Genomic DNA, 20,056 nt, shown 5'->3' with positions numbered 1-20,056 from the left:
TGTTGCAGCTCCTTGCCGTAGCACCGCTACGACGCGTCGCTGCGCCTAGGCAGTCAACGCCTGCCGCGCGTTCGCACTCGTAGATTTAATGTGAACAGGCCCTAGCAATCAATCAGCTGGCGATCATTCGCCTTGCATCAGCTGCAGCGGCGAGGCCATGGACGAGAGTTCGCGCACGCCTTGCACGGCAGGTCTCTGCAGCGCCTGCTGACCGACGAAGGTCAGCAACCATTCTTGCAAATAGGTCGGCCCCGGCGTGGTCTTGCTGCCCGACAGACGCTGCCAGCCGCGCACGATCATGCCGTCGGCATGCATGCTCAGCAGCTGCGGTTCATACAACGGCGGCAATAGCAGCACCGTCGCACCGTCCTCGGTGTTGTGTGCAGAGAGCGTCATCTGGCGCGTCGTGCCGGCCAGGCTCATGCCGACGATGCCGGCGAATCCCGCATCGGCCGCGATCTCGGCCTCGGTGCGGCGGATTCCGTCCGTTCTGAATTGTCGAATTATACTGTACATAAAAACAGTATATTCCAAAATCATTGGTCGATGCAATACGATATCTTGCTCTCGAATTGAGGGACTTCCGTCTCTGCGGCTCGCGCCTGCGTCGCATATGAATATGCGGATAAATTCGTGGCGGCAGCGTCGCGCGCGCACCAGAATCGTCGGATTCTTATTCTCTTCAGGAGTACGCCATGAGCCGAGATTTGCTGCTGTTGCTGGAACCGGGATTCACCGACCCCAACCATCCGGGAGAACGCTTCATCTGTCCCGACGGCGCGCCGATAGAGGGGCTGCTCGCCGGCGATCCCGGCAAAATCGCGGCGCTCGACATTCGCCGCCTGCCCTTTGCCAAGCCACGCCAGGCGGTGGTGGATGCGCTTGATGCCGACCACCAGAGCCTGCCGGTGCTGATCCTTGGCAACGATCATTCTCTGCCCGCGAATACGCAGCACGTCCAAAAGCTGGGCGACAAACATTTCGTCACCGACACCCGCGCCATCCTCGATCTGCTGGCCGAGCGCCACGGATTTTTCAAAGTGCACTGAACACTTTCACCAGCGGCAATGCCGACCGGCGCTGCCGCGATCCTGTCCTGGAGACTGAAGCATGAGCAGAACCGGCACGCGTCCGCGCCAGTTGCACCTGAACATCAACGTCCTGCATTCCGGTTTCGTGCCTTCCGCGTGGCGCCTGCCGGACGCCGATCCGCGCGCCTTCATCGACGTCGGCCACTACATCCGCGTCGCGCAGATTGCGGAGGCCGCGAAGTTTGACGCGGTGTTCCTGGCCGACAACGCCGCCATCATCGAGCAGATCGATTTCCGTCCGATCACCGCGCTGGAACCGACCGTGCTGCTCGCCTGCGTGGCGGCGGCGACCACGCATATCGGCGTGATCGGGACGGCGTCGACCAGTTACAACGAGCCTTACAACATCGCGCGGCGCTTCTCCACGCTCGATCATGTCAGCAACGGCAGGGCAGGATGGAATGTCGTCACCACGGCAGACCTGCCTTCGGCCCGCAACTTCGGCCGCGACGCGGTGCCCGATCACGGCGAGCGCTATGCGCGCGCGGCGGAATTCACGGATGTCGTCAAGGCGCTGTGGGATAGCTGGGAAGACGATGCGCTCATCGGCGACAAGCTCGGCGGTCGTTTCATCGATATCGACAAGGTGCAGCCGATCGCCCATCGCGGTGCGCATTTCTCCGTGCAAGGACCGTTGAACCTGCCGCGCACGCTGCAAGGCTATCCGGTGCTGGTGCAGGCCGGCGGCTCGGCGGACGGCCGCGATCTGGCGGCGCGCCATGCGGAAGCCGTGTTTTCGGCGTCGCAGTCGCTGGAAGAATCGCTGGCTTACGGCCGTGAAATCAATACCCTCGCAGCGGCATATGGCCGCGGTTCGCATGCCGTCAAGATATTCCCGGGACTGACGACGATCATCGGCGCCACCGAAGCGGAGGCGATCCGCCGGCGCGACGAACTGATCGACATGATCCCGTGGAGCTACAACATCAAGCGCCTGGCAGGCATCCTCGGTATTGCGCCGGAACGCATCAAGCTCGACGAACGCCTGCCGGACGATATCGCCCTGCCCAATAACGGCAATGGCAACCACACCTTCTTCAACACCACGCTGGCGCAGGCGCGGCTGCATGGCTACACCGCGCGGCAACTGGTCTACGCACTGGCGGGCGGCGGCGGTCATCGCGTCGTGGTCGGCACGCCGGAGCAAATTGCCGACGACATCGAACACTGGTTCAAGGCCGGCGCCGCCGACGGCTTCAACCTGATGCCGGACGCGCTGCCGAGCGGCTTGCAAGACTTCGCCGCCGGCGTCGTGCCGATCCTGCAGCAACGCGGCATCTTCCGCCGCGAGTACGAAGGCGCGACCTTGCGCGAGCATCTGGGTTTGGCGCGTCCAGCCGGACGCGGCAGCATTGCAGAGGCTGCCTGATGCAAGGACCCGCGTTGCCCGATCAAGTCAGGCAACGCATTGCGGTCAATGTTTATGATCCAGCCGGCGCGACAGCTTCTCTCCGAACAGCTGAATGATCGACACCAGCGCAATCAGGATCACGATCACTTCAAACATCACGCGCGTCTCGTAGCGTTCATAGCCGTAGCGAATCGCCAGGTCACCCAGGCCGCCGGCGCCCACCGCGCCGGCCATCGCCGACGCATTGATCATGGCGATGACGCTGACCGTCATGCCGCCGACGATGCCCGGCAGCGCTTCGGGCAACAGTACATGCCGCACGATATGCCAGCGCCGGCATCCCATTGCGCGCGCCGCTTCGACCAGGCCGGGATCGACTTCATTGAGACTGACTTGCGCAATGCGCGCGTAGAAAGGAATCAGGTTCACCGTCAATGGCACCACCGCGGCCCAGGTGCCCAGCGTGGTGCCGACCAGGATGCGCGTCACCGGCAACAGCGCCACCAGCATGATGATGAACGGCACGGCGCGGAACACGTTCACCGTCGCCGACAGGCCGCGATGAAAGCGCGGCTTCGGATACAGATTGTTCTTCGCCGTGATCGTCAGCACGACGGCCAGCAGCAGGCCGAAACTGATGGCGATCAGCGCCGACGTGCCGACCATCAGCAGCGTTTCGAAGAAAGCTTGGACGTATTTGCTAAGTGCGGGCAGGGACATAGCCGAGAACCTCAATGAAATCAGCGCCGTTGTAACCGTCTTTGCTGTTGCCGAACCCGAACACACTGCGCGCCTTGCCCGCCTGCCATGACGCGACCGGCAGCGAGACCAGCAGGCTGCCTTGCGCATGTCCGCGAATCCGGTCGAGACCGCCGTGGATCAGTGTGGCGTCCGGGCCGAGCAGGGCGAGTTGTTGCAGGCTGACGCCTTGCGGATGCGCGGCGCCGTTGAAGCGCAGGCTGAGCAGCACGTCGCCGGGGCTATCGTGCAAATCGTCGACCAGTTGCGCCGCCAGATCGGCAGGCAATCCATGTTGCAGCGGTCGCAGCAAGGCGCGCGTGGCTTGCGCCTGCGGATCGCCGAAGACGCGCCATACCTCGCCTTGTTCGACCACCCGACCGTGATCGAGCACCAGCACGCGATCGCAAATTTCGCGGATGACCGCCATGTCGTGCGCGATCAGCACGACGGTCAGTCCCATCTTGCTGCTGATGTCGCGCAACAGCGCCAGGATGGCTTGCGTCGATTCCGGATCGAGCGCCGACGTTGCTTCGTCGCACAGCAAGACCTCGGGTTCATGCACCAGCGCGCGGGCAATGCCGACGCGCTGTTTTTGCCCGCCGGAGAGTTTGGCCGGATAGACGTCGGCCTTGTCGCGCAGGCCGACCAGATCGAGCAAGGCGTCGACACGCGTGCGGATCTGCTCCGGCGCGATGCCGGCCACGCGCAACGGCAGGCCGACGTTGTCGCGCACGGTCTTGGCCGACAGCAGGTTGAAATGCTGGAAGATCATGCCGACGCGGCGGCGCAGGCTGACCAGGGCATCTTCGTCAAGGCTGCCGACGTTGACGTTGTTGATCGCCACCGTACCGGTATCCGGCGTTTCGAGCGCATTGATCGTGCGCAGCAAGGTTGACTTGCCGGCGCCGCTGCGGCCGATGATGCCGAAGATCTCACCGCGCGCGACGGTGAAGGACACCTCGCGCAGCGCATGCACCGGGCCGGCCGGCGACGCGTATTGCCTGGAGACGCGCTCAAACACCAGGTGAGGCCGGCCGGTGGCTGCCGATACAAACCCGGCGCCGGCCGGCTTGACTAGGGGTGGCGATGGCGGCGGAGGCAGGCTGACCTCCACGCCGACCAGGGCGGCGATGTTCAAAACGCTGTTCAAAATACAGGCAGCACCGAGCCGCCGAATTGTTTCTGGATGAACTGGCGCACTTCTTCCGACTGATAGGACTTCACCAGCGGTGCGACCCACGCTGCATTCTTGTCCTGGTCGCGCACCACGATGACGTTGACGTAAGGATTGTGTTCGCGCTTCTCCACGGCGATGCCGTCGCGCGTGGCGATCAGTCCGACCTGATAGGCGAAGGTATTGACGATGGCGGCGGCATCGACGTCTTCCAGCGCACGCGCCAGCACCACCGATGCGCTTTCGATCAGCGTGATCTTTTTCTTGTACGAGGTGATGTCGGCCACGGATACGGTGCCGGTGAACGGATCGAAACCGTCACGCAAGGTGATGAAGCCGGCATCGCGCAAGATCACCAGCGAACGCGTCTGGTTGCTTGGATCGTTGGGAATGGCGATCTTGGCGCCGTCGGGCAAGTCCTTGAGCGATTTGTATTTCTTCGAGTAGAACGCAATCGGCGAAATGATGGTGTTGCCGACGATGCTCAGCTTGTAACCGCGCTGTTTGATCTGGTCGTGCAGGAAAGGAATGTGCTGGAACGAGTTGGCCTCCAGGTCGCCGTTGTTGAGCGCCTCGTTCGGGCTGGCCGCGCCGGAGATGACGACCGGTTCGACGTTCAGGCCGTTCTTCTTCGCCACCTTGGTGACTACTTCCCAGATCTGCTCGTCGACGCCGCCGCGCACGCCGACGCGCAGGACTTTGTCGGCGCCGTGGGCTAGACCGAAGGTGGAGATCAGGATTGCGGCCATCACGGCATGCAGGCGGAGTCGGTAACGCTGGTTCATGCTGGTTCCTTTGATGTTTGTTTTGAAGGGGAATGTTTATTTCTTGAAATAGTCCGGCAGGCGGAAGCCGTCATAGAAGCGGTCGGCGCGAATCGCGTTCTGGAAGGTGTCGGAGCGATAGGCCTCGACGATGTCGCGCGCATATTGGTCGGCCTGTCTGGTCTTCTTGACGGCCAGCACGTTGATGTAGGCGGGCGTCATGTCTTCGAGGATGAAAGCCTCCGACAGCTTCAGTTTGGCGAAGATGGCGAAATTGCCCTGGATCGCGGCGAAGTCGGCGTCATCGAGGGCGCGCGGGCCTTGTGCGTTTTCCAGCAACACCAGTTTGAGGCCGACCTTGTTCTCGATCACGTCGAGTTCGGTGACGTCGACCGGATTGGCGTTTTCCTTGATCCTGATCCAGCCGAGGCGTTGCAATATCCACAGCGCGCGTTGCAGATTGACCGGGTCGTTCGGCACGGCGACGGTAAAGCCTTTCTTCAGGCCGTCGAGGCTGCGATGCTTCTTCGAATATAGGCCCATCGGCGGCGTCGGCACTTGCACGATGCCGACCAGGTCGGTCTTGTTGCGGTCGTTATACGATTTCAGGAACACCGAATGCTGCATCACGTTGGCGTCGATGTCGCCTTTGAACACGGCGCTGTTGGCTTCCAGGCCGGTGCTGAATTCGTAGTACCTGATCTTGTAGCCTTTCTTTTCCAGCTCGGGCTGCACGCCGATCTTGAATTCGTCGATATACGGGCCGGGCACGAAACCGACGCGCAGTTCCGGCTTTTGCGGCGCAGAGACTGCATGAAGAGAGGTGAAAGCGAGCAGGCTCAACGCCAACATCGCCAGGGATGTTCGCAGCCCGGCTTGTAGGGTCAGGTTCATTTTTTGTCAGTCAATGTGGACGTGGAAGTTCTCTTCCTGCAGCGTCGCAATGGCGCTGCAGGAAAGCTTGAAGATCAAGTGTAGAGAGGACCGAAGGCAGGACAAACGAATGAATTCGTCTGTCCTTATGCGGATTTTTCAGCAGATGAGCGGGGAGGGGGGATTGCTCAGGCATACGAGAAACCGAAGCGCTCGTTGGGCGGATTGTCGTTGAGGTGATAGTCGCCGATGGCCGCCTCGCGCTGCGTCGCCGGATTGTGCGAAGCCAGCGTGCGCGCGTTGCGCCAGTGACGGTCGAGCCGGCGCTTGTCGCTGGTGGCGGAGGCGCCGCCGACTTCGAACAGCAGCGTGCTGGCTTCCAGCACCTGGCCGATGATGACCTGCTGCGCCTGGAAGGTTTGCACGTCGAGCGCGATGTAGTCCTCCGGTCTGGCGGTGCCGGCCTTGCGTGCCTGATGCACGTTTTCGATGGCGGTGGCGATGGCGTTGACCAATTGTTCCGCCGACCACGCAAGACTGGCGAGTCGGCCCACCACGCGATGCACCAGCGGATTCTCGCGCGGACTCGATTGCCCCGGCACGCCGAAGGTGCGCGTGCGCGCCTGCGTGAAGGCGACGGCGTCGCGCTGCACGGCGCGCGCGATGCCGGCCAGCGTCGCCAGATGCACGGTCTGGTAGAAGGCGGTGATGATGGTGTTGCGGCGCGGCTGCGACACGTGATAGCGATCGAGGATTTGTTGTTGCGTAATGAGTACTTTGTCGAAGCGCGTGGTGCCGCTGCCGGTCAGGCGCTGGCCGAAACCGTCCCAGTCGTCGACGCGCGTGACGCCCGGCGTGTCGCTTCTGACCAGCACGTTGAGATCGGATTCGTTGTCGTGTGCGCGCACCAGAATCCAGTCGGCATACAGCGTGCCGGTCGAATAATACTTCTCTCCGTTCAGCAAAAAATGGCCGGGACGCTTGTCCGGATCGGGCGTCAGCGTGACCGAGTTGCTGGTCGAGCCGGTGCGTTCGGAGGCCGCCGCGCCGAAGGTTTCTCCCTTGCCGATCACGCCGAGCCAGTGGCGCGTGTCTTCGTCGTCCTTGCGTTCGAGCAGCAGTTCGGTATAGCCGGCGTTGACGCGCAGGATTTGCGGCAGGTTCGATTCGGCCTCGGCCAGGCGGATCAGGAGGCTGAAGAACTGCGGCAGAGTGACGCCGCTGCCGCCTTGTTCGACCGGCACGCGCAAGGACGTGAAGCCGCTGTCCTTGAGCCATTGCACGGCTTCATACGGCAGCTCGCGGCCGTTTTCCCGGTCGATGCTGCCTTGCGCGATGCGCGCGAAGATGTCGCTGAAGCGCGAGAACAGTGCGTCGGATGCTTGAGTCATGGTTGCCTTTTTCGCGAGTGTTGAGAGGGGGGCGACGCCAAGACGGGGATCGATGAAACGGCATCGCCAAGCGTCGGATTATCTGGCAGCGAAACGCGCTTGATAACGAAGATAAACAGATATCCATATGACGGGCGACGGCGGTCCCGGATGTCGCGCATGGCATGGCGGAGGACGGAAGTGGTGGGGACGGCAGAGAAGGATTCAAGTGCTTTATCGTCCTATTTATAGAACGATCCATCCGAATTTTGCCTCCTAGTCACGCTTCGATGCAAAACCTACACTTCGTCTCAAGCAGTCGCACTTGCAGAAGCCAAAAGCGAACGCAACTGTTTTACATCCACGGCGCCGGAACATGGTTGCCGACAGTCAATGTATTGCTAATGAAACAACGAAGGAGAAACATCATGCGCACCACAACAGCCAGTTTTGACCTGAACGTCAAACACCTCGCCGCCGCCGTTCTGCTGATCGCAGCAGCAGGCAGCAGCTATGCAGCAGCAAACACTTCAGCCGACGCCGACAAGGGCGCCCAGGCCAAGGTGCAGCAAGTCGTCAAGCAACAATCGAAGTCCGCCATCAAGCGTCAGGAAATTCAGCAAAAAGTCGCCAACCGCGAACCGCTGAGCTACGAAGAAACACTGTACCTGCGTTAATCCGACGCGCGTGCAGAGCAGTAAAAACAAGGTCTACCGACCCTCAATCATCGATACCATCGACATATAAAGGAATCATCATGAACATCAAGAAAATCGCCACCGGCTTGCTTTTCCTCTCCGTCATCGGCAGCGCCGTCGCTGAAGAAGCCTATCCGCCGGAAACACAAATCGTCTCGCACAAGACCCGCGCCCAGGTGATAGAAGAACTGAAACAGGCACGCGCCAACGGCGAGCTGATCACCAACGACCTGTATCCGGTGGAAGTGCAACACAAGTCGACCGTTACCCGCCAGGCCGTCAAGGATGAGTTGAAGCAAGTCGACCGCAGCCAGTCGCTCGACACCGGCGCCTGAGGTTTGCGTTTAGTTTGCGTTTATCGCGTCATGAGGAACATGTGTTCAACTGACCGTTTTCGCCATCTCACTCCGCCTGTTACCGGGCAACGTTTGACACGCTTTACACCCTTGCAAGATCAGTCGTCCCCCGCGCGCTGATCTTGCAAGCGGATGTCTTCGGCATCAGCTCTCCTTCTTTTTTATTCCACGGCCGTTTTACTCCTGACGAGCTTTTCTTCGTGAACAGACAAGGAACGCAACAGCAGGAGCGCGAATCATGAAAAAAATTCTTGGCATCTACAGCGGTACCAGACAACATCGCATCGGCGATGGCCTGCTAGCGCGCACGCTGTTTTCGCAGCGCACGCTGGGGCGGCATGTCAGTCCTTTCCTGTCGCTGGACCATGTCGCACCGACAACGACGTCGATGTCGACGCCGAGTGCAGAGAACGCCGTCGTCGCTCCGCCGCATGCCTATGGCAACTGCAAGATGCTGACCATCGTCTGTCAAGGTCAGGTGGAATATACCGGCGCCGCAGGAAAGACGGAAATCATCGGCGCAGGCGATGTGCAGTGGGTCACCGTCTCCGACGGAACGGCGCCGGGAAGATTCCTGTCGGTCGGCACGCGGCGCGGCGACGTGGTCGAGCTGTTGCAGCTCTGGATCGATCTGCCGATGCCGCTGTCTGCGTGTCCGCACCGGGCGCCTGCTGAAAAAATCATTGCCGCGGACGCCATCCCCGCGCTGGACTTGCCTGACGGCAGTGGCCGCATCCGCGTCATTGCCGGCAATTGCGCGAGCCGTCGCGGCGCGATGCCGACATCGTCGTCGTTCGACGTCTGGGAGTTGCAACTGAAATCGCGTTGCACGAGCGAATTGAAAACCGTGGAAGGGCGCACCCTGCTGCTGGCGATCCTGAACGGCGCGGTGACGATCAACGGCGATCAGGCGGCGCGCGGCGGCGAGGTGGTCATGCTGGATCGTTCGGGAGAAGGCGTCTTCCTGGAAGCGCATGCCAACACGACGGCGCTCCTGCTCAGCGGCGAGCCGATCAACATGCCGGCAACGTGGTCGCCGATGGCAGGCGCAGCGGTGGCCTGATCAGTAATCTTCCAGCGCTTCGAAACGCTGCGCCAGAAAATCGATCAGTTGCCGCACCGACGGCAACAGGAAGCGGCGCGAGGAATACACGGCATGGATGATGCCCGACTTCGGGGCCCATTCCGGCAAGACCTTGACCAGGCTGCCGTTTCTCAATTCATCGATCACCACCATCGTCGGCAGGAACACGATGCCGGCGCCGGCGACGGCTGCGCGTTTCAGGGCCGTCGTATCGTCCGTCATCATGCGCGGCGTGTAGCGGATGGAGGCGGTTTCGCCGTCGCTGTTCTCGAGATACCAGACGTGATCTTCCGCCGGAATCGTCATGCTCAGGCTGGGGAAACGGTGCAGGTCGGCAGGCACTTCCGGCACCCGGCATTTTTCCAGCAGCGCCGGACTCGCGGTCAGGCACCAGTGGCGCACGCCGAAGGTTTTCAGCACCAGGTCGCTGTCCTCCAGCGGCGGCAGGCGCACGCGCAGGGCGACGTCGACGCCTTCGTTGATGACGTCGACGCGGCGGTTGGTCGACTCCACCTGCAGGGTCACGCGCGGATGCTCCATCAGGAAATCCGCCAGCATCACGCCCACGCGTCCGTGCAGCAGCGCCACCGGACAGGTCAGGCGCACCGTGCCTTGCGGCTCGGCGCGATTGCGTTCGATGGATTCCTGCGCCGCTTCGGCTTCCACCAGCATGGCCTTGCAATGCTCGTAATAGCTCTGGCCGAGTTCGGTCACCGACAGGCTGCGCGTGGAGCGCTGGATCAGGCGCGCGCCCAGGCGTTCTTCCAGTTGCGCGATGCGCCGGCTCAGCTTGGATTTGGGAATGCCCAGCGCGCGGCCGGCGGCGGCGAAGCCGCGATGGTCCACCACCTGGGCGAAGTAGTACAGGTCATTGAGGTCCTGCGTCATTTTCCTTCCCTTCCGTTTTCTCTGCTCTGCTTTTCTTGTGTTGCCTGCCCCGATTATGCCGCAGCCGGGCAGTGCGCGTGCCGGCGCCGGAATCCGGCAGTTTCAACGGATGTGGATTTCCGGGGTATCATCCGGCCTGCCGCAGGAGCAATGCGGCAACCGGTTAACCCGAGAAGATCACCATGCATCGCGCCGCCTGGCCCCCACTGACGACCTCCTGATTGCACATCGCTGAAGCGGCATCTTGTCGCCCGGCATGTCGCTTCCTCGGCCGGATCGATTCCGGCTTTCCTTGCTACGCCTTTTTTCCGATGCCGTCAGCGGTAACGGGCGCAGCATGTCGTCATTGTCATGGAGATCAAGATGCAATTCATCAATCGCTGGATGGCGCGCGTCATTCCTTGCATTCCCCGCACCCTGGTGCAAAAAATTTCACAACGCTACATCGCCGGCGCCACGCTGGAACATGCCGTGCAACGCATGCAGGGCTTGAATCGGCAGGGCTTTGGGGTCACCGTCGATGTGCTGGGCGAATCCATTGCCAGCCTGGAACAGGCGGAGCATGCCGTCGACGCCTATCTGCAAACACTGGCCGCCATCGGCGCCCATGGCCTCGATGCCACCGTCTCCGTCAAACCGAGCGCACTCGGTTTATTGCTGGACCGGCAGTACTGCGAGCAGGCTGTCGGACGTATCGTGCAGGCTGCGGAAGATCATCGCAGCGCCGTTTGCATCGATATGGAAGACGTCAGTTGCACCGACATGGAAATCGCCCTGTTCAGCGGCCTGCATGCCGCAGGCCGCGATGTCAGCCTGGCGATCCAGGCCTATCTGCGTCGCACCGGGGACGACCTTGAGAGCCTGCTGGCGCAAGGCAGCAGCTTGCGCATTTGCAAGGGCATTTACCTGGAGTCGTCGCAGTTTCTGGTGACGGGCGCGCAGCATGATCGCAGCGCCATCAATCCGCATTTCCTGCGGCACGTGGCGCGTTGCTTCGATAACGGGACATTCGTCAGCATTGCCACGCACGATGCCGTGTTGATCCGGCAAGTGTTGGCATTGGTGGAACAACGCGGCGTCGACCGCGCGCGGTTTGAGTTCCAGATGCTGCTCGGCGTGTGCGAGCCTTTGCGCGATCGGCTCAAGGCGCAAGGATACGCGGTGCGCATCTATGTGCCTTACGGCAAGGATTGGTACGGTTACAGCACGCGGCGCATGAAGGAAAATCCCGCCATTGCCGCGCATGTCGTCAAGGCGATGTTCTTGCGGCGCTAGCGTTGCTGGTAGTTTCAGTGGCTGCGCAGGTCGGCGTCGGCGCATTCGGCGTACAATGCCGACCTTCGCTACGGACTTTCCCATGAACTGCCGTCCCCACTGCGGCGCCTGCTGTACCGCGCCTTCCATCTCCAGCCCGATTCCCGGCATGCCCAACGGCAAGCCGGCGGGCGTGCCGTGCGTGCAGCTGATGGAAGATTTGCGTTGCGCGATTTTCGGCAAGCCGGAGCGGCCGGCCTGTTGCTCCGGCTTGCAGGCTTCGCTCGAGATGTGCGGCGACAGCCGCGAGTCGGGAATGTTCTATCTGTCCAGGCTGGAGCAGCTCACTGCTCCATGATGTTTGCTGGTTGCGCGGTTCATTTTTCCAGTTTCGTCGCCACGCAGGCCGTTTCTTCCAAGCCGTAAAATCTTCCGCCGTTTTTCGCCGGCCCCATTAAAGAGGAAGGGGGACCGGCGGCATGGAAGACAGCGTGTTACTGCGGTAGCGCCTTGGCCGCGGCCACCACCTTGGCGGTATCGAAGTTGTTGATGCCGGCGATGAACTGGTTGGTGTACAGGTCTTCCAGTTTGGGGCTGGTCTGGATGACGTTATTGGCCTTCATGAAGGCGACCATGTTGGCGACGGCGCTGATGGGGATCTCCCCCCACTTGACGCCCGGTTCCAGCTTGAGGAATTCGCCGCGCGTCTGGATCAGGTGCAGGCCTTGTTTGACGGCGGTGGCGTCGTCGATGCTGGCCGGTTTGGTCAGCGGGAAGATTTTCCAATGCGCCTTGAGAGCGCCTTGCGGATTGGCCAGCACCGAGACCGAGCCCATGGCGACGCAGCGCAACACCTTTTCGATGGTCTTGGGGCGTTTGGTGATCATGTCGTCGCGCACGAAATACGATCCGCCGAAATTGAGCTTGTCGGCAAACGGCGACGAGAAGCGACGCAATTTCAGGCCCATATTTTCGGCCGTGGCGATCTGCGAATCCCAGGTGCCCCAGATGTCGACGCGGCCGCGCGACAGGGCGGTAACGGCTTGCGCGCCGGAGCCGGTTTCGACGAAGGTGACGTCCTTGTCCGGATTGACGCCGGCTTCAGTGAGCATGCCCTTGAAGATTTGCACCATCTGCGAGCCGTAAGACAGCACGCCGATCGTCTTGCCCTTGAAGTCGCCGATGGTCTTGATCGGCGAAGTATCGAGCACCACCGGGAACTGGAAGTTGTGGCGCATGTTCAGGTACACCGCCTTGATCGGCGCGCCCTTGGTGCGCGCGATGATCGCGCCCGCCGGCCCCATGTTGACCATGTCGGCCTGTCCCGTCAGCACGGCCTGCATGGCGGTGGTGGAGTTGGTCGGCTGCAGCGTGACGTCGAGGCCGGCGTTTTCCCAGCACTTGGTGTAAATCGGCATCGAGGTGTTATTGGCTTGCGAAGCATCGAGCACGTCGGTGCCGATTGCGATGGTCACCTTTTCTCTCTCTTGGGCCATGGTCGGTGCGATCATCAACGAGCCGGCAACGACGCCTGCGAGTGCTGTGAATATTCGTTTCATGAAATTTCCTCGAGGTGTTGACGAGCGGAATCCTAACTGAAGTCGCTACATACTCGCTGGTACGAATTTTCGACGAGGCTATCGACTTAAAAAGTCTATCAGCGCCCCTGAAACTGCGGCCGTCTTTTTTCCAGAAAGGCGTAACGCCCCTCCGTGACATCTGCGCTGGAAAACAATTGCGACTGGCCGTCGAGTTCCAGCCCCATGACGATCTGCAGCGATGCCGGCGTGCGCGTGAGCGCGGCCTGATGCTGCCGGTCAGTTTTCCCTGACCACGCGCTTTGCCTTGTGGGTGCTGCGCGCGAGCGTGCCGAAAGGCAGCACCTCCACGGCGGCGCCGACCTGCAACTGTTGTTTGATGTCATGCACCAGTTGCGCGGCCAAGCGGTCGGCGTCGGCTGACGCATCGCTTTTCGCATTGTTTTGTTCTACGCGCACATGGATGGATTTCATGAAGCCGGCGGCGTCGTAGACGGAGGCGTTGATCACCAGTTGATATTCGTCGCCGAGGCCGGGCGTCTTGCGCACCAGGTCTTCCACGGCGGAAGGAAAGACATTCACGCCGCGCACCACCAGCATGTCGTCGGCGCGTCCGCGCACGCCGCCGAGCAGGCGTGCATGCGTGCGGCCGCAGACACAGGGCGTGGAGTCGCGCACCACGACGTCGCCGGTCCACCAGCGCACCAGCGGTCCGGCCTGTTTGTCGAGATGGGTCACCACCAGCACGCCGGGCGTGCCGTCGGGGACGGCCTGGCGGGATTCGGCGTCGACCACTTCCGCGTAGAGGAAATCTTCCGCCAGATGCAGGCCGGCTTGCGCGTCGCACTCGCCGGCAATCGGCTGGAATTCCAGGCAACCGTAGGCATCGTAGGCGCGCGCGCCCCACAAGGCTTCGATGCGCTTGCGCGTGGCGGGGATGCTGGCGCCCGGTTCGCCGCCCATCATGATGCTGCGCACCGTCGACGCGGCCGGATCGCGTCCGCGTTTGCGGACTTCTTCCGCCAGGTGCGTGATGAACGACGGCGTGCCGCACAGCACGGTGCTGCCGTAGGTGAAGAGGGTATCGATCTGGCGCTCGGTGTCCTGGCTGCCGGCGGGGATCACCATCGCGCCGGTGCGCTGGTAACCGGCGGTGGCGCCCAGGCCGCCGACGAACCAGGTGTAGCTGAACATGCATTGCACGATGTCGTTCGCGCCGATGCCTTGCGCATGCGCGTGGCGCGCATACAGGCCGGCCCAGCGGTCGAGGTCGTACCGGGTCCAGAACTGCGGCGTCGGCGCCGAGGTGGTGCCGGACGAGAAGTGCATGCGCAGTACCTCGCTTCGGGGCGCTGTCATGAACTGGCCGAAGGGCGCCTCGGGACCGATGGAATCGACGTAATCGGATTTGGTCGTGAACGGCAGTCGGCTCAGGTCGGCCAGCGAACCGAGTTCGCCGGCGTTCCGGCCCAGCCGTTTGAACAGCGGCGCATAGTACGCGCTGTCTTTCGCGAGCCGCGCCAGTTGGACCCGCAGCTTCGCCAGCTGGAAAGATTCCAGCGTGGCGCGATCCCAGCTTTCGGCTGGGTCAAGATGCAAGGGCGCGGCGGCAACGAGCGCACCGGAGCACATTAGTCCGCCCCGAGTCCGCGAATGGCAAAGGTGGCGATGGTGTCGGCGACGCCCAGCTTCTCGGCTTCGGTCTGATCGGCGCGCGGACGGAACCAGATGGTGGTCCAGTTGAGCGCGCCGAAGAATGCCTTCACGACGATCTGCAGGTCCTGCTGCGGCGCGTGGCCTTCTTCCATGACCAGGCGGATGGTGTCGCGGAACAGGTTTTCGTACTGATCGCGCAGCACCAGGATTTCGGACAGCACTTCGCGTTGGGCGGCGGTGGTTTCGCCGGCCAGATGCATTTCCAGGCCTTGCACGGCAACGCGCTGGTAGGGAAGGTGATCCATGATGACCGTGATATGCGCCAGCGTCATCGCGCGCAGCTTGTCGATCGCCTTCTGATGCGACAGCGATGCGGCGGCCTGCACGGCGGCCAGGTCCATTTCCATGCCGCGCTTGTGCACGTCGAAGAACAAGTCGGCCTTCTTGCGGTAGTGGTGGTAGATCTTGCCCTTGGTGGCGCTGAGGATGTCGGCGACATCGTCGATGCTGGTAGCGGCATAACCTTTTGTCATGAATGCCAGAGCCGCCGCATCGAGAATCTCGCTGCGTGGATCCGAATCGTCTCCGGCAAATTCATTTGTTGTCGATGTGGGACGTGCTGTGTCGACCTTCATTATGCTTGCTCCTCATTGTTAAACTCGGCATGTATCGCCCGTGCGAGCACCAGTCTCTGGATCTCCGAAGTACCCTCATAAATTTCGGTAGCGCGCTGATCACGATAAAGACGCTCGACGAGCGAAGGCTTCACGAAACCTTCTCCCCCGAATACTTGTACGCCGATATCGACTGCGTCATGGGCAGCCTCGCTACAGAATAACTTTGCTTGGGCGCCGATAAGCGCGACATCCTGACCAGTATCGAAACTGCGGGCGGTCTCGTATGCAAGCATTCTACCTGCGGATAGCCGAGTTGCGACATCAGAAAGCTTGAAACCTATTCCCTGGTGGTCGATCAGATGCTGTCCGAAGGTGGTGCGCACCGCTGCGCGCCGCGCCGCTGCGGTGAATGCCGCCAGCGCGATGCCGTTCGACTGCGCCGCCACGACGATGCGGCCGACGTTCAAGGCTTCCAGCGCCAGCTTGAGCGCTTTGCCGGGCGCCGCGATCATGCTGTCGGCCGGCACCCAGGTGTCGAGCACGACGGTGCTGTTGACGGTGCCGCGCATGCCCATCTTGTCTTCGCGCGCGTCGTCGCGCACGCCGTCGGCGCAGGCCGAAACCATGAAGGCGGCGATGCCGTGCCGTCCCTGGCCGGGCTCGGTTTGCGCAAACACGACGTAGTAGGCGCATTCGCCGCCGCCGCCGATCCAGCGCTTCTCGCCGCGCAGCCGCCAGCCGCCGTTTTCCGGAATGGCCAGCGTTTGCATGTTGGAAGGATCCGACCCTGCTTCGCGTTCGCTCAGGGCGAAGGAAATCGACTCGCGCTTGCCGATGATGGCGCGGATGTAGGTGTTCTTCTGTGCGCCGGTGCCGGCATGCAGCAGGGGTAATGCGCCCAGCTGCAGGGTAGCGACGATGCCGCTGGTGGAGGCGCAGGCGCGCGCGAGTTCTTCGATGACGGCGCAGAACGCCATCAGCGATGCGCCGCCGCCGCCATACTCCTTCGGAATGAACATCGCGGCGATGCCGCTCTCGTGAAGCGCCTGAACGTTTTCGTGCGGGTAGCGCTGATCCCGGTCGATCTCGGCCGCAAGCGGCGCCAACTGGTCATGGGCAAGCCGGCGTGCAATGTCGCGCCAGTTACGAGCCTCCTCAGTGAGCGGAGGGTCCCAAATAATCGCCATCTTCTCTCCATTGCCGTGTGTGGGGCGGCTGCAGGTGGGTTGTGGAGCGGCTTTTTCTTATATTGACTTTAATCTAATATACTAAGTAGTATGATAAGAGTCAACCAACGTGCTTACAAATTGGTCAAGCAGAAACATTTGTTTTGGCCAACTAAAATATTTAGTACACGCGTTCGCAATACTGTACACGCCAGCTAAAAATCTTGCCGGGGCAGCCCCAATCTTCAAAGATGCGGAGGCAAGGAGACGGTCATGAGCGAAAAAGTTCATGTCGTCGGCGTGGGATGATTCCCTTTGTCAAACAGGGTACCAGTGCGTCGTATGTGGACATGGGCGCGACCGCCATCCGCGCCGCACTCGCCGGCGCCGGGTTACGTGACGAAGCCGTCGAACAAACCTATCGCTTATGTCTGCCGCGACTCCACCTGCGGGCAGGCGATGCTTTACGAAGTCGGTCTCACCGGCATTCCCGTCCTCAACGTCAGCAACGTCAGCAACAATTGCGCGACCGGCGTCGGCGCAAGCATTGGTCCGGACGCAAAGGGAAGTTGCGGCATGGATTCGGTCACAGTTGCCGCAGAGCAGGCGAAAATCAGGCAGGCAAAAAAGAAGAATCAGAAACGAGCCGCAGGTAATTCACACATCAAAAAACTACGATTTATGGCGCAGTGCGGGTAAAGTACACGCGAGATTCACCGTGCGTACGAAGGAGACCATATCGATGCATCACCCAGGGACGTTGATACGCGACATGCTGGCCCGCGGCGGCGCCGTGCCGGTGCCCGGCTGCTATGACCCGCTCGGCGCATTGCTGATCGAACAGGCCGGCTTCCAGGCCGCCTACATGACCGGATTTTCGCTCGCCTCCAGCTACGGCAAGCCGGACATCGGCCTGCTGACCATGACCGACATGGTGCAGCAGGCGGCCCGCATCGCCGAGGCGGTTTCCATCCCCGTCATCGTCGACGCCGACACCGGTTACGGCGGCGCGGCCAACATCGCCGAGACCGTGCGCGCCTTTGAAAAAGCCGGCATCGCCGGCCTGCATCTGGAAGACCAGATCATGCCCAAGAAGTGCGGCGCCATGGCCGGCAAGAAACTGGTGCCCGGCGAAGAAATGGCGCTGCGCCTGCGCGCCGCGCGCGCAGGGCGCAAGAGCAGCGAATTCGTCATCATCGGCCGCACCGACGCCATGACCATCTACGGCCTCGACGAAGTGATCGTGCGCGCCAAAGCGATGGAACGCGCCGGCGCCGACGCCGTCATGGTGCCGTCGCTGAGCACGCCGGCAGAACTTGAAGCGGTCGCCGCCAGCGTCAGGATTCCCGTCATCTACGTCGCCGCCGAAACCGTGCGTCCCAGCTATACGCAGCAGCAACTGGCGCAAGCAGGCTTCGCCATGGCGTTGTATCCTTTGTCGCTGATACAGACCACGTTCAAGGCGCAGCAAACCATGCTGCGCAGCATGTTCGACGCAGGCGACACCGCGCATCTGGTGGACGGCATGGCGAAGTTTGCCGACGTCGGCCGCCTGGTCGGCGTCGAGCGCGCCGCCGCCTTCGATGCGCAACTGAACGAACCCGAAGAACCCACAGGGAGCTAGCCGACATGGGCGCCACCATGACGCAAAAAATCCTGGCCCGCGCCAGCGGTCGCGATTCCGTGACCAATCCCGTCGCGCACGGCGAGATCATCTGGGCCAGCCCCGATCTGGTGACGGCACCCGAGGTGTCGTTTTCCGCCTATATCAAACGCATTCGAGAGATCGGCGTGACCAGATTGGCGCACCCGGAACGCGTCGCCGTCATCATCGACCACGAAGTACCGGTGCACAGCATCGCCGGCGCCGAGCGCAACAAGCTCACGCGCAAGCTGGCGCAGGAATTGTCGGTCGGCCATTTCTTCGACGGCGCCGGCATCACGCATCCGCTGATGGTTGAGCAGGGACTGATCGCGCCCGGCATGTTTGCCGCCGGCGCCGACAGTCATGCTCCCGGTCTCGGCGCGGTCGGCGCCTTGTCGGTGCCGTTCGGATTCGAAGTGGCGATGGTGCTGGCCACCGGCCAGATCTGGATGAAGGTGCCGGAAACCATACGCGTGCGTCTGCACGGCGCCTGCGCGCCCGGCGTCGGTGCGCGCGACATCGTGCTGGCGACCATGCAGCAGCTCGACGATGAAGCCACCAGTTACCGCGTCATCGAATACCAGGGCGAAGGCCTGTCGACCTTGTCGGTGCCGGAGCGCATGACCATCTGCGGCCTGTGCGTCGACGCCGGCGCCAAATCGGGCATCGCCGCCGTCGATCAGCGCTGCATCGATTACCTGCGCGAACATGGCGTGGCCGATCCAAAGCCACCGGAGTTAATTAATAGCGACACCGACGCCGACTACGCCATGACCATCGACCTCGACCTGGCGACGCTGACGCCGCGCGTGTCGATTCCGCCGTCGCCCAATCATGTGCGCGAGGCGCAGGCCATGTCGGACATCGCGATCCAGCACGCCTACATCGGCTCCTGCGTGTCCGGCTCGATTGAAGACATCCGCGCCGCCGCCGCCATCCTGCGCGGCCGCAAGGTGCATGCAAGCGTGAACCTGCTGGTGATCCCGGCCACGCAGCAAGTATTCCGGCAAGCCTTGCAGGAAGGATTGCTGACCGAGCTCACCGCCGCCGGCGCCAACATCTCGCCGTCGACCTGCGGACCGTGCTTCGGCGGCATCGCGCAGCTGACCGCCGGCGAGCGCCGCATCAGCACCAGCACGCGCAACGATCCTGGTCGCATGGGCAGCAACGAGGCGGAAATTTTCCTCGCCAGCGCCATGACCGTGGCGGCCTCGGCCATCACCGGCCACATCACCGATCCGCGCGCCTATGCCAAGGGAGGTGTGCAATGACGGCTCCGGGAAAAACCAGCAGCGGCCGCGCCTGGAAATTCTCCAGCGACATCTCCAGCGACCAACTGATTTCGGCGCGCCATGTCTTCGAATTCGATCCGCGCATGTTGCGTCACCATCTGCTCGCCGAAGTGCGTCCCGAGTTCGCGCAGCAGGCGCAGCCTGGCGACGTCATCGTGGCGGGTTGCAACTTCGCCCACGGCAGCAACCACAGCCATCCCTTCCTCGCGATGAAGGCGCTCGGCGTCGGCTTGCTGGTGCGCTCGCTGTCGCGCGGCCCGTTCCGCCTGGCGATCTTCATGGGCGTGCCGGTGCTGATGGTGACTTCTGAAGTACTCGACGCCATCGACGACGGTCATCAACTCGACATCGATTTCAGCCGCGGCGCCATTCACAACGTCACGACCGGCAAGCAGATGCAGGTCGAACCTTTGTCGCCGTTCCTGCAGGACATCGTCAATGCAGGCGGCGGACTCGAATTTGTAAAGACCACTTTAGTCAACTGATTTTGCTCTATGA

22 protein-coding genes are annotated in these 20,056 nt (G+C 62.0%); 11 read left to right on the top strand and 11 right to left on the bottom strand.

What is annotated here, in order from left to right; translation table 11 throughout:
- Positions 1 to 123: 123 nt before the first annotated feature.
- On the bottom strand, positions 124 to 516 hold the full coding sequence (locus PMI16_RS09960) for a hypothetical protein (protein WP_237719837.1): 393 nt from the start codon (positions 514 to 516) through the stop codon (positions 124 to 126).
- Positions 517 to 695: 179 nt separating this feature from the next.
- Between PMI16_RS09960 and PMI16_RS09955 the strand changes: the two genes are divergently transcribed.
- Both PMI16_RS09955 and PMI16_RS09950 read left to right on the top strand, forming a co-directional pair.
- Positions 696 to 1,049 (top strand): DUF3088 domain-containing protein, encoded by a 354-nt coding sequence (locus PMI16_RS09955; protein WP_007879078.1) that lies wholly within the window; start codon positions 696 to 698, stop codon positions 1,047 to 1,049.
- A gap of 61 nt (positions 1,050 to 1,110) precedes the next feature.
- Entirely contained in the window at positions 1,111 to 2,460 is a 1,350-nt protein-coding gene (locus PMI16_RS09950; protein WP_007879077.1) for an LLM class flavin-dependent oxidoreductase, read from the top strand.
- A gap of 45 nt (positions 2,461 to 2,505) precedes the next feature.
- Here the strand turns inward: PMI16_RS09950 and PMI16_RS09945 are convergent, their stop codons facing one another.
- The 5 genes from PMI16_RS09945 to PMI16_RS09925 all read right to left on the bottom strand — a co-directional run bounded on the left by PMI16_RS09945 (position 2,506) and on the right by PMI16_RS09925 (position 7,385).
- Positions 2,506 to 3,162 carry a methionine ABC transporter permease gene (locus PMI16_RS09945; protein WP_007879076.1) on the bottom strand — a complete coding sequence of 219 codons (657 nt, stop codon included), beginning with the start codon at positions 3,160 to 3,162 and terminating at the stop codon, positions 2,506 to 2,508.
- Positions 3,143 to 4,285 carry an ATP-binding cassette domain-containing protein gene (locus PMI16_RS09940; protein ID WP_034379858.1) on the bottom strand — a complete coding sequence of 381 codons (1,143 nt, stop codon included), beginning with the start codon at positions 4,283 to 4,285 and terminating at the stop codon, positions 3,143 to 3,145. The genes PMI16_RS09945 and PMI16_RS09940 overlap by 20 nt, the downstream gene beginning before the upstream one ends.
- Positions 4,286 to 4,329: 44 nt before the next feature.
- Positions 4,330 to 5,142 carry a MetQ/NlpA family ABC transporter substrate-binding protein gene (locus PMI16_RS09935; RefSeq protein ID WP_007879069.1) on the bottom strand — a complete coding sequence of 271 codons (813 nt, stop codon included), beginning with the start codon at positions 5,140 to 5,142 and terminating at the stop codon, positions 4,330 to 4,332.
- A gap of 36 nt (positions 5,143 to 5,178) precedes the next feature.
- Entirely contained in the window at positions 5,179 to 6,015 is an 837-nt protein-coding gene (locus PMI16_RS09930) for a MetQ/NlpA family ABC transporter substrate-binding protein (protein WP_007879068.1), read from the bottom strand.
- A gap of 167 nt (positions 6,016 to 6,182) precedes the next feature.
- The gene (locus PMI16_RS09925) at positions 6,183 to 7,385 is read right to left on the bottom strand and encodes an acyl-CoA dehydrogenase family protein (protein WP_007879067.1); all 1,203 of its coding nucleotides are present in this window, start codon (positions 7,383 to 7,385) and stop codon (positions 6,183 to 6,185) included.
- Between the two features lie 407 nt (positions 7,386 to 7,792).
- Between PMI16_RS09925 and PMI16_RS09920 the strand changes: the two genes are divergently transcribed.
- From PMI16_RS09920 to PMI16_RS09910, 3 genes are all read left to right on the top strand, one after another.
- The gene (locus tag PMI16_RS09920) at positions 7,793 to 8,041 is read left to right on the top strand and encodes a hypothetical protein (protein WP_007879066.1); all 249 of its coding nucleotides are present in this window, start codon (positions 7,793 to 7,795) and stop codon (positions 8,039 to 8,041) included.
- Positions 8,042 to 8,121: 80 nt separating this feature from the next.
- Positions 8,122 to 8,397: a DUF4148 domain-containing protein gene (locus PMI16_RS09915; protein ID WP_007879065.1), complete on the top strand. Its 276-nt coding sequence runs from the start codon at positions 8,122 to 8,124 to the stop codon at positions 8,395 to 8,397.
- A gap of 259 nt (positions 8,398 to 8,656) precedes the next feature.
- On the top strand, positions 8,657 to 9,481 hold the full coding sequence (locus tag PMI16_RS09910; protein WP_007879064.1) for a pirin family protein: 825 nt from the start codon (positions 8,657 to 8,659) through the stop codon (positions 9,479 to 9,481).
- Here PMI16_RS09910 and PMI16_RS09905 read toward each other — a convergent pair whose 3' ends face one another.
- Complete coding sequence (locus PMI16_RS09905; protein ID WP_007879063.1) at positions 9,482 to 10,390, bottom strand: LysR family transcriptional regulator; 909 nt, start codon at positions 10,388 to 10,390, stop codon at positions 9,482 to 9,484.
- 363 nt (positions 10,391 to 10,753) lie between these two features.
- Between PMI16_RS09905 and PMI16_RS09900 the strand changes: the two genes are divergently transcribed.
- Together PMI16_RS09900 and PMI16_RS09895 are read left to right on the top strand one after the other, a co-directional pair.
- Entirely contained in the window at positions 10,754 to 11,665 is a 912-nt protein-coding gene (locus PMI16_RS09900; protein WP_007879062.1) for a proline dehydrogenase family protein, read from the top strand.
- Between the two features lie 82 nt (positions 11,666 to 11,747).
- Positions 11,748 to 12,002, top strand: a complete 255-nt coding sequence (locus PMI16_RS09895; RefSeq protein WP_007879057.1) for a YkgJ family cysteine cluster protein — start codon at positions 11,748 to 11,750, stop codon at positions 12,000 to 12,002.
- Positions 12,003 to 12,138: 136 nt separating this feature from the next.
- On the opposite strand, the gene PMI16_RS09890 is transcribed toward PMI16_RS09895, so the two are convergent.
- From PMI16_RS09890 to PMI16_RS09875, 4 genes are all read right to left on the bottom strand, one after another.
- Complete coding sequence (locus PMI16_RS09890; RefSeq protein ID WP_007879056.1) at positions 12,139 to 13,203, bottom strand: ABC transporter substrate-binding protein; 1,065 nt, start codon at positions 13,201 to 13,203, stop codon at positions 12,139 to 12,141.
- A 258-nt stretch (positions 13,204 to 13,461) separates the two neighbouring features.
- The gene (locus tag PMI16_RS09885) at positions 13,462 to 14,781 is read right to left on the bottom strand and encodes a phenylacetate--CoA ligase family protein (protein WP_034379854.1); all 1,320 of its coding nucleotides are present in this window, start codon (positions 14,779 to 14,781) and stop codon (positions 13,462 to 13,464) included.
- A 32-nt stretch (positions 14,782 to 14,813) separates the two neighbouring features.
- The gene (locus PMI16_RS09880) at positions 14,814 to 15,473 is read right to left on the bottom strand and encodes a TetR family transcriptional regulator (RefSeq protein ID WP_007879047.1); all 660 of its coding nucleotides are present in this window, start codon (positions 15,471 to 15,473) and stop codon (positions 14,814 to 14,816) included.
- On the bottom strand, positions 15,473 to 16,642 hold the full coding sequence (locus PMI16_RS09875) for an acyl-CoA dehydrogenase family protein (protein WP_007879046.1): 1,170 nt from the start codon (positions 16,640 to 16,642) through the stop codon (positions 15,473 to 15,475). Before PMI16_RS09875 ends, PMI16_RS09880 begins: the two co-directional genes overlap by 1 nt.
- A gap of 375 nt (positions 16,643 to 17,017) precedes the next feature.
- On the opposite strand from PMI16_RS09875, the gene PMI16_RS26780 reads away from it, so the two are divergent.
- From PMI16_RS26780 to PMI16_RS09855, 4 genes are read left to right on the top strand one after another with little or no spacing between them, the layout of a single operon-like run.
- The gene (locus tag PMI16_RS26780; protein ID WP_157212591.1) at positions 17,018 to 17,320 is read left to right on the top strand and encodes a hypothetical protein; all 303 of its coding nucleotides are present in this window, start codon (positions 17,018 to 17,020) and stop codon (positions 17,318 to 17,320) included.
- A 43-nt stretch (positions 17,321 to 17,363) separates the two neighbouring features.
- On the top strand, positions 17,364 to 18,245 hold the full coding sequence (locus tag PMI16_RS09865; protein ID WP_007879043.1) for an isocitrate lyase/PEP mutase family protein: 882 nt from the start codon (positions 17,364 to 17,366) through the stop codon (positions 18,243 to 18,245).
- A 5-nt stretch (positions 18,246 to 18,250) separates the two neighbouring features.
- The gene (locus tag PMI16_RS09860) at positions 18,251 to 19,537 is read left to right on the top strand and encodes a 3-isopropylmalate dehydratase large subunit (RefSeq protein ID WP_007879042.1); all 1,287 of its coding nucleotides are present in this window, start codon (positions 18,251 to 18,253) and stop codon (positions 19,535 to 19,537) included.
- On the top strand, positions 19,534 to 20,043 hold the full coding sequence (locus PMI16_RS09855; RefSeq protein ID WP_007879041.1) for a LeuD/DmdB family oxidoreductase small subunit: 510 nt from the start codon (positions 19,534 to 19,536) through the stop codon (positions 20,041 to 20,043). The genes PMI16_RS09860 and PMI16_RS09855 overlap by 4 nt, the downstream gene beginning before the upstream one ends.
- Positions 20,044 to 20,056: the final 13 nt, after the last annotated feature.

The sequence above is a fragment of the Herbaspirillum sp. CF444 genome (assembly GCF_000282135.1).
Taxonomy (GTDB): Bacteria; Pseudomonadota; Gammaproteobacteria; order Burkholderiales; family Burkholderiaceae_D; genus Herbaspirillum.
Note: the sequence above shows the minus strand (reverse complement) of the source record. Positions and strands in the feature narration are given on the sequence as shown.

Bases quoted from the DNA above. Each gene is read 5' to 3' on its own strand.
- PMI16_RS09855 (WP_007879041.1), top strand. From the start codon at position 19,534: ATGACGGCTCCGGGAAAAACCAGCAGCGGCCGCGCCTGGAAATTCTCC.
- PMI16_RS09930 (WP_007879068.1), bottom strand. From the start codon at position 6,015: ATGAACCTGACCCTACAAGCCGGGCTGCGAACATCCCTGGCGATGTTG.
- PMI16_RS09915 (WP_007879065.1), top strand. From the start codon at position 8,122: ATGAACATCAAGAAAATCGCCACCGGCTTGCTTTTCCTCTCCGTCATC.
- PMI16_RS09860 (WP_007879042.1), top strand. From the start codon at position 18,251: ATGGGCGCCACCATGACGCAAAAAATCCTGGCCCGCGCCAGCGGTCGC.
- PMI16_RS09865 (WP_007879043.1), top strand. From the start codon at position 17,364: ATGCATCACCCAGGGACGTTGATACGCGACATGCTGGCCCGCGGCGGC.
- PMI16_RS09890 (WP_007879056.1), bottom strand. From the start codon at position 13,203: ATGAAACGAATATTCACAGCACTCGCAGGCGTCGTTGCCGGCTCGTTG.
- PMI16_RS09925 (WP_007879067.1), bottom strand. From the start codon at position 7,385: ATGACTCAAGCATCCGACGCACTGTTCTCGCGCTTCAGCGACATCTTC.
- PMI16_RS09905 (WP_007879063.1), bottom strand. From the start codon at position 10,390: ATGACGCAGGACCTCAATGACCTGTACTACTTCGCCCAGGTGGTGGAC.
- PMI16_RS09920 (WP_007879066.1), top strand. From the start codon at position 7,793: ATGCGCACCACAACAGCCAGTTTTGACCTGAACGTCAAACACCTCGCC.
- PMI16_RS09895 (WP_007879057.1), top strand. From the start codon at position 11,748: ATGAACTGCCGTCCCCACTGCGGCGCCTGCTGTACCGCGCCTTCCATC.
- PMI16_RS09880 (WP_007879047.1), bottom strand. From the start codon at position 15,473: ATGAAGGTCGACACAGCACGTCCCACATCGACAACAAATGAATTTGCC.
- PMI16_RS09960 (WP_237719837.1), bottom strand. From the start codon at position 516: ATGTACAGTATAATTCGACAATTCAGAACGGACGGAATCCGCCGCACC.
- PMI16_RS09875 (WP_007879046.1), bottom strand. From the start codon at position 16,642: ATGGCGATTATTTGGGACCCTCCGCTCACTGAGGAGGCTCGTAACTGG.
- PMI16_RS09900 (WP_007879062.1), top strand. From the start codon at position 10,754: ATGCAATTCATCAATCGCTGGATGGCGCGCGTCATTCCTTGCATTCCC.
- PMI16_RS09955 (WP_007879078.1), top strand. From the start codon at position 696: ATGAGCCGAGATTTGCTGCTGTTGCTGGAACCGGGATTCACCGACCCC.
- PMI16_RS09910 (WP_007879064.1), top strand. From the start codon at position 8,657: ATGAAAAAAATTCTTGGCATCTACAGCGGTACCAGACAACATCGCATC.
- PMI16_RS09950 (WP_007879077.1), top strand. From the start codon at position 1,111: ATGAGCAGAACCGGCACGCGTCCGCGCCAGTTGCACCTGAACATCAAC.
- PMI16_RS09935 (WP_007879069.1), bottom strand. From the start codon at position 5,142: ATGAACCAGCGTTACCGACTCCGCCTGCATGCCGTGATGGCCGCAATC.
- PMI16_RS09945 (WP_007879076.1), bottom strand. From the start codon at position 3,162: ATGTCCCTGCCCGCACTTAGCAAATACGTCCAAGCTTTCTTCGAAACG.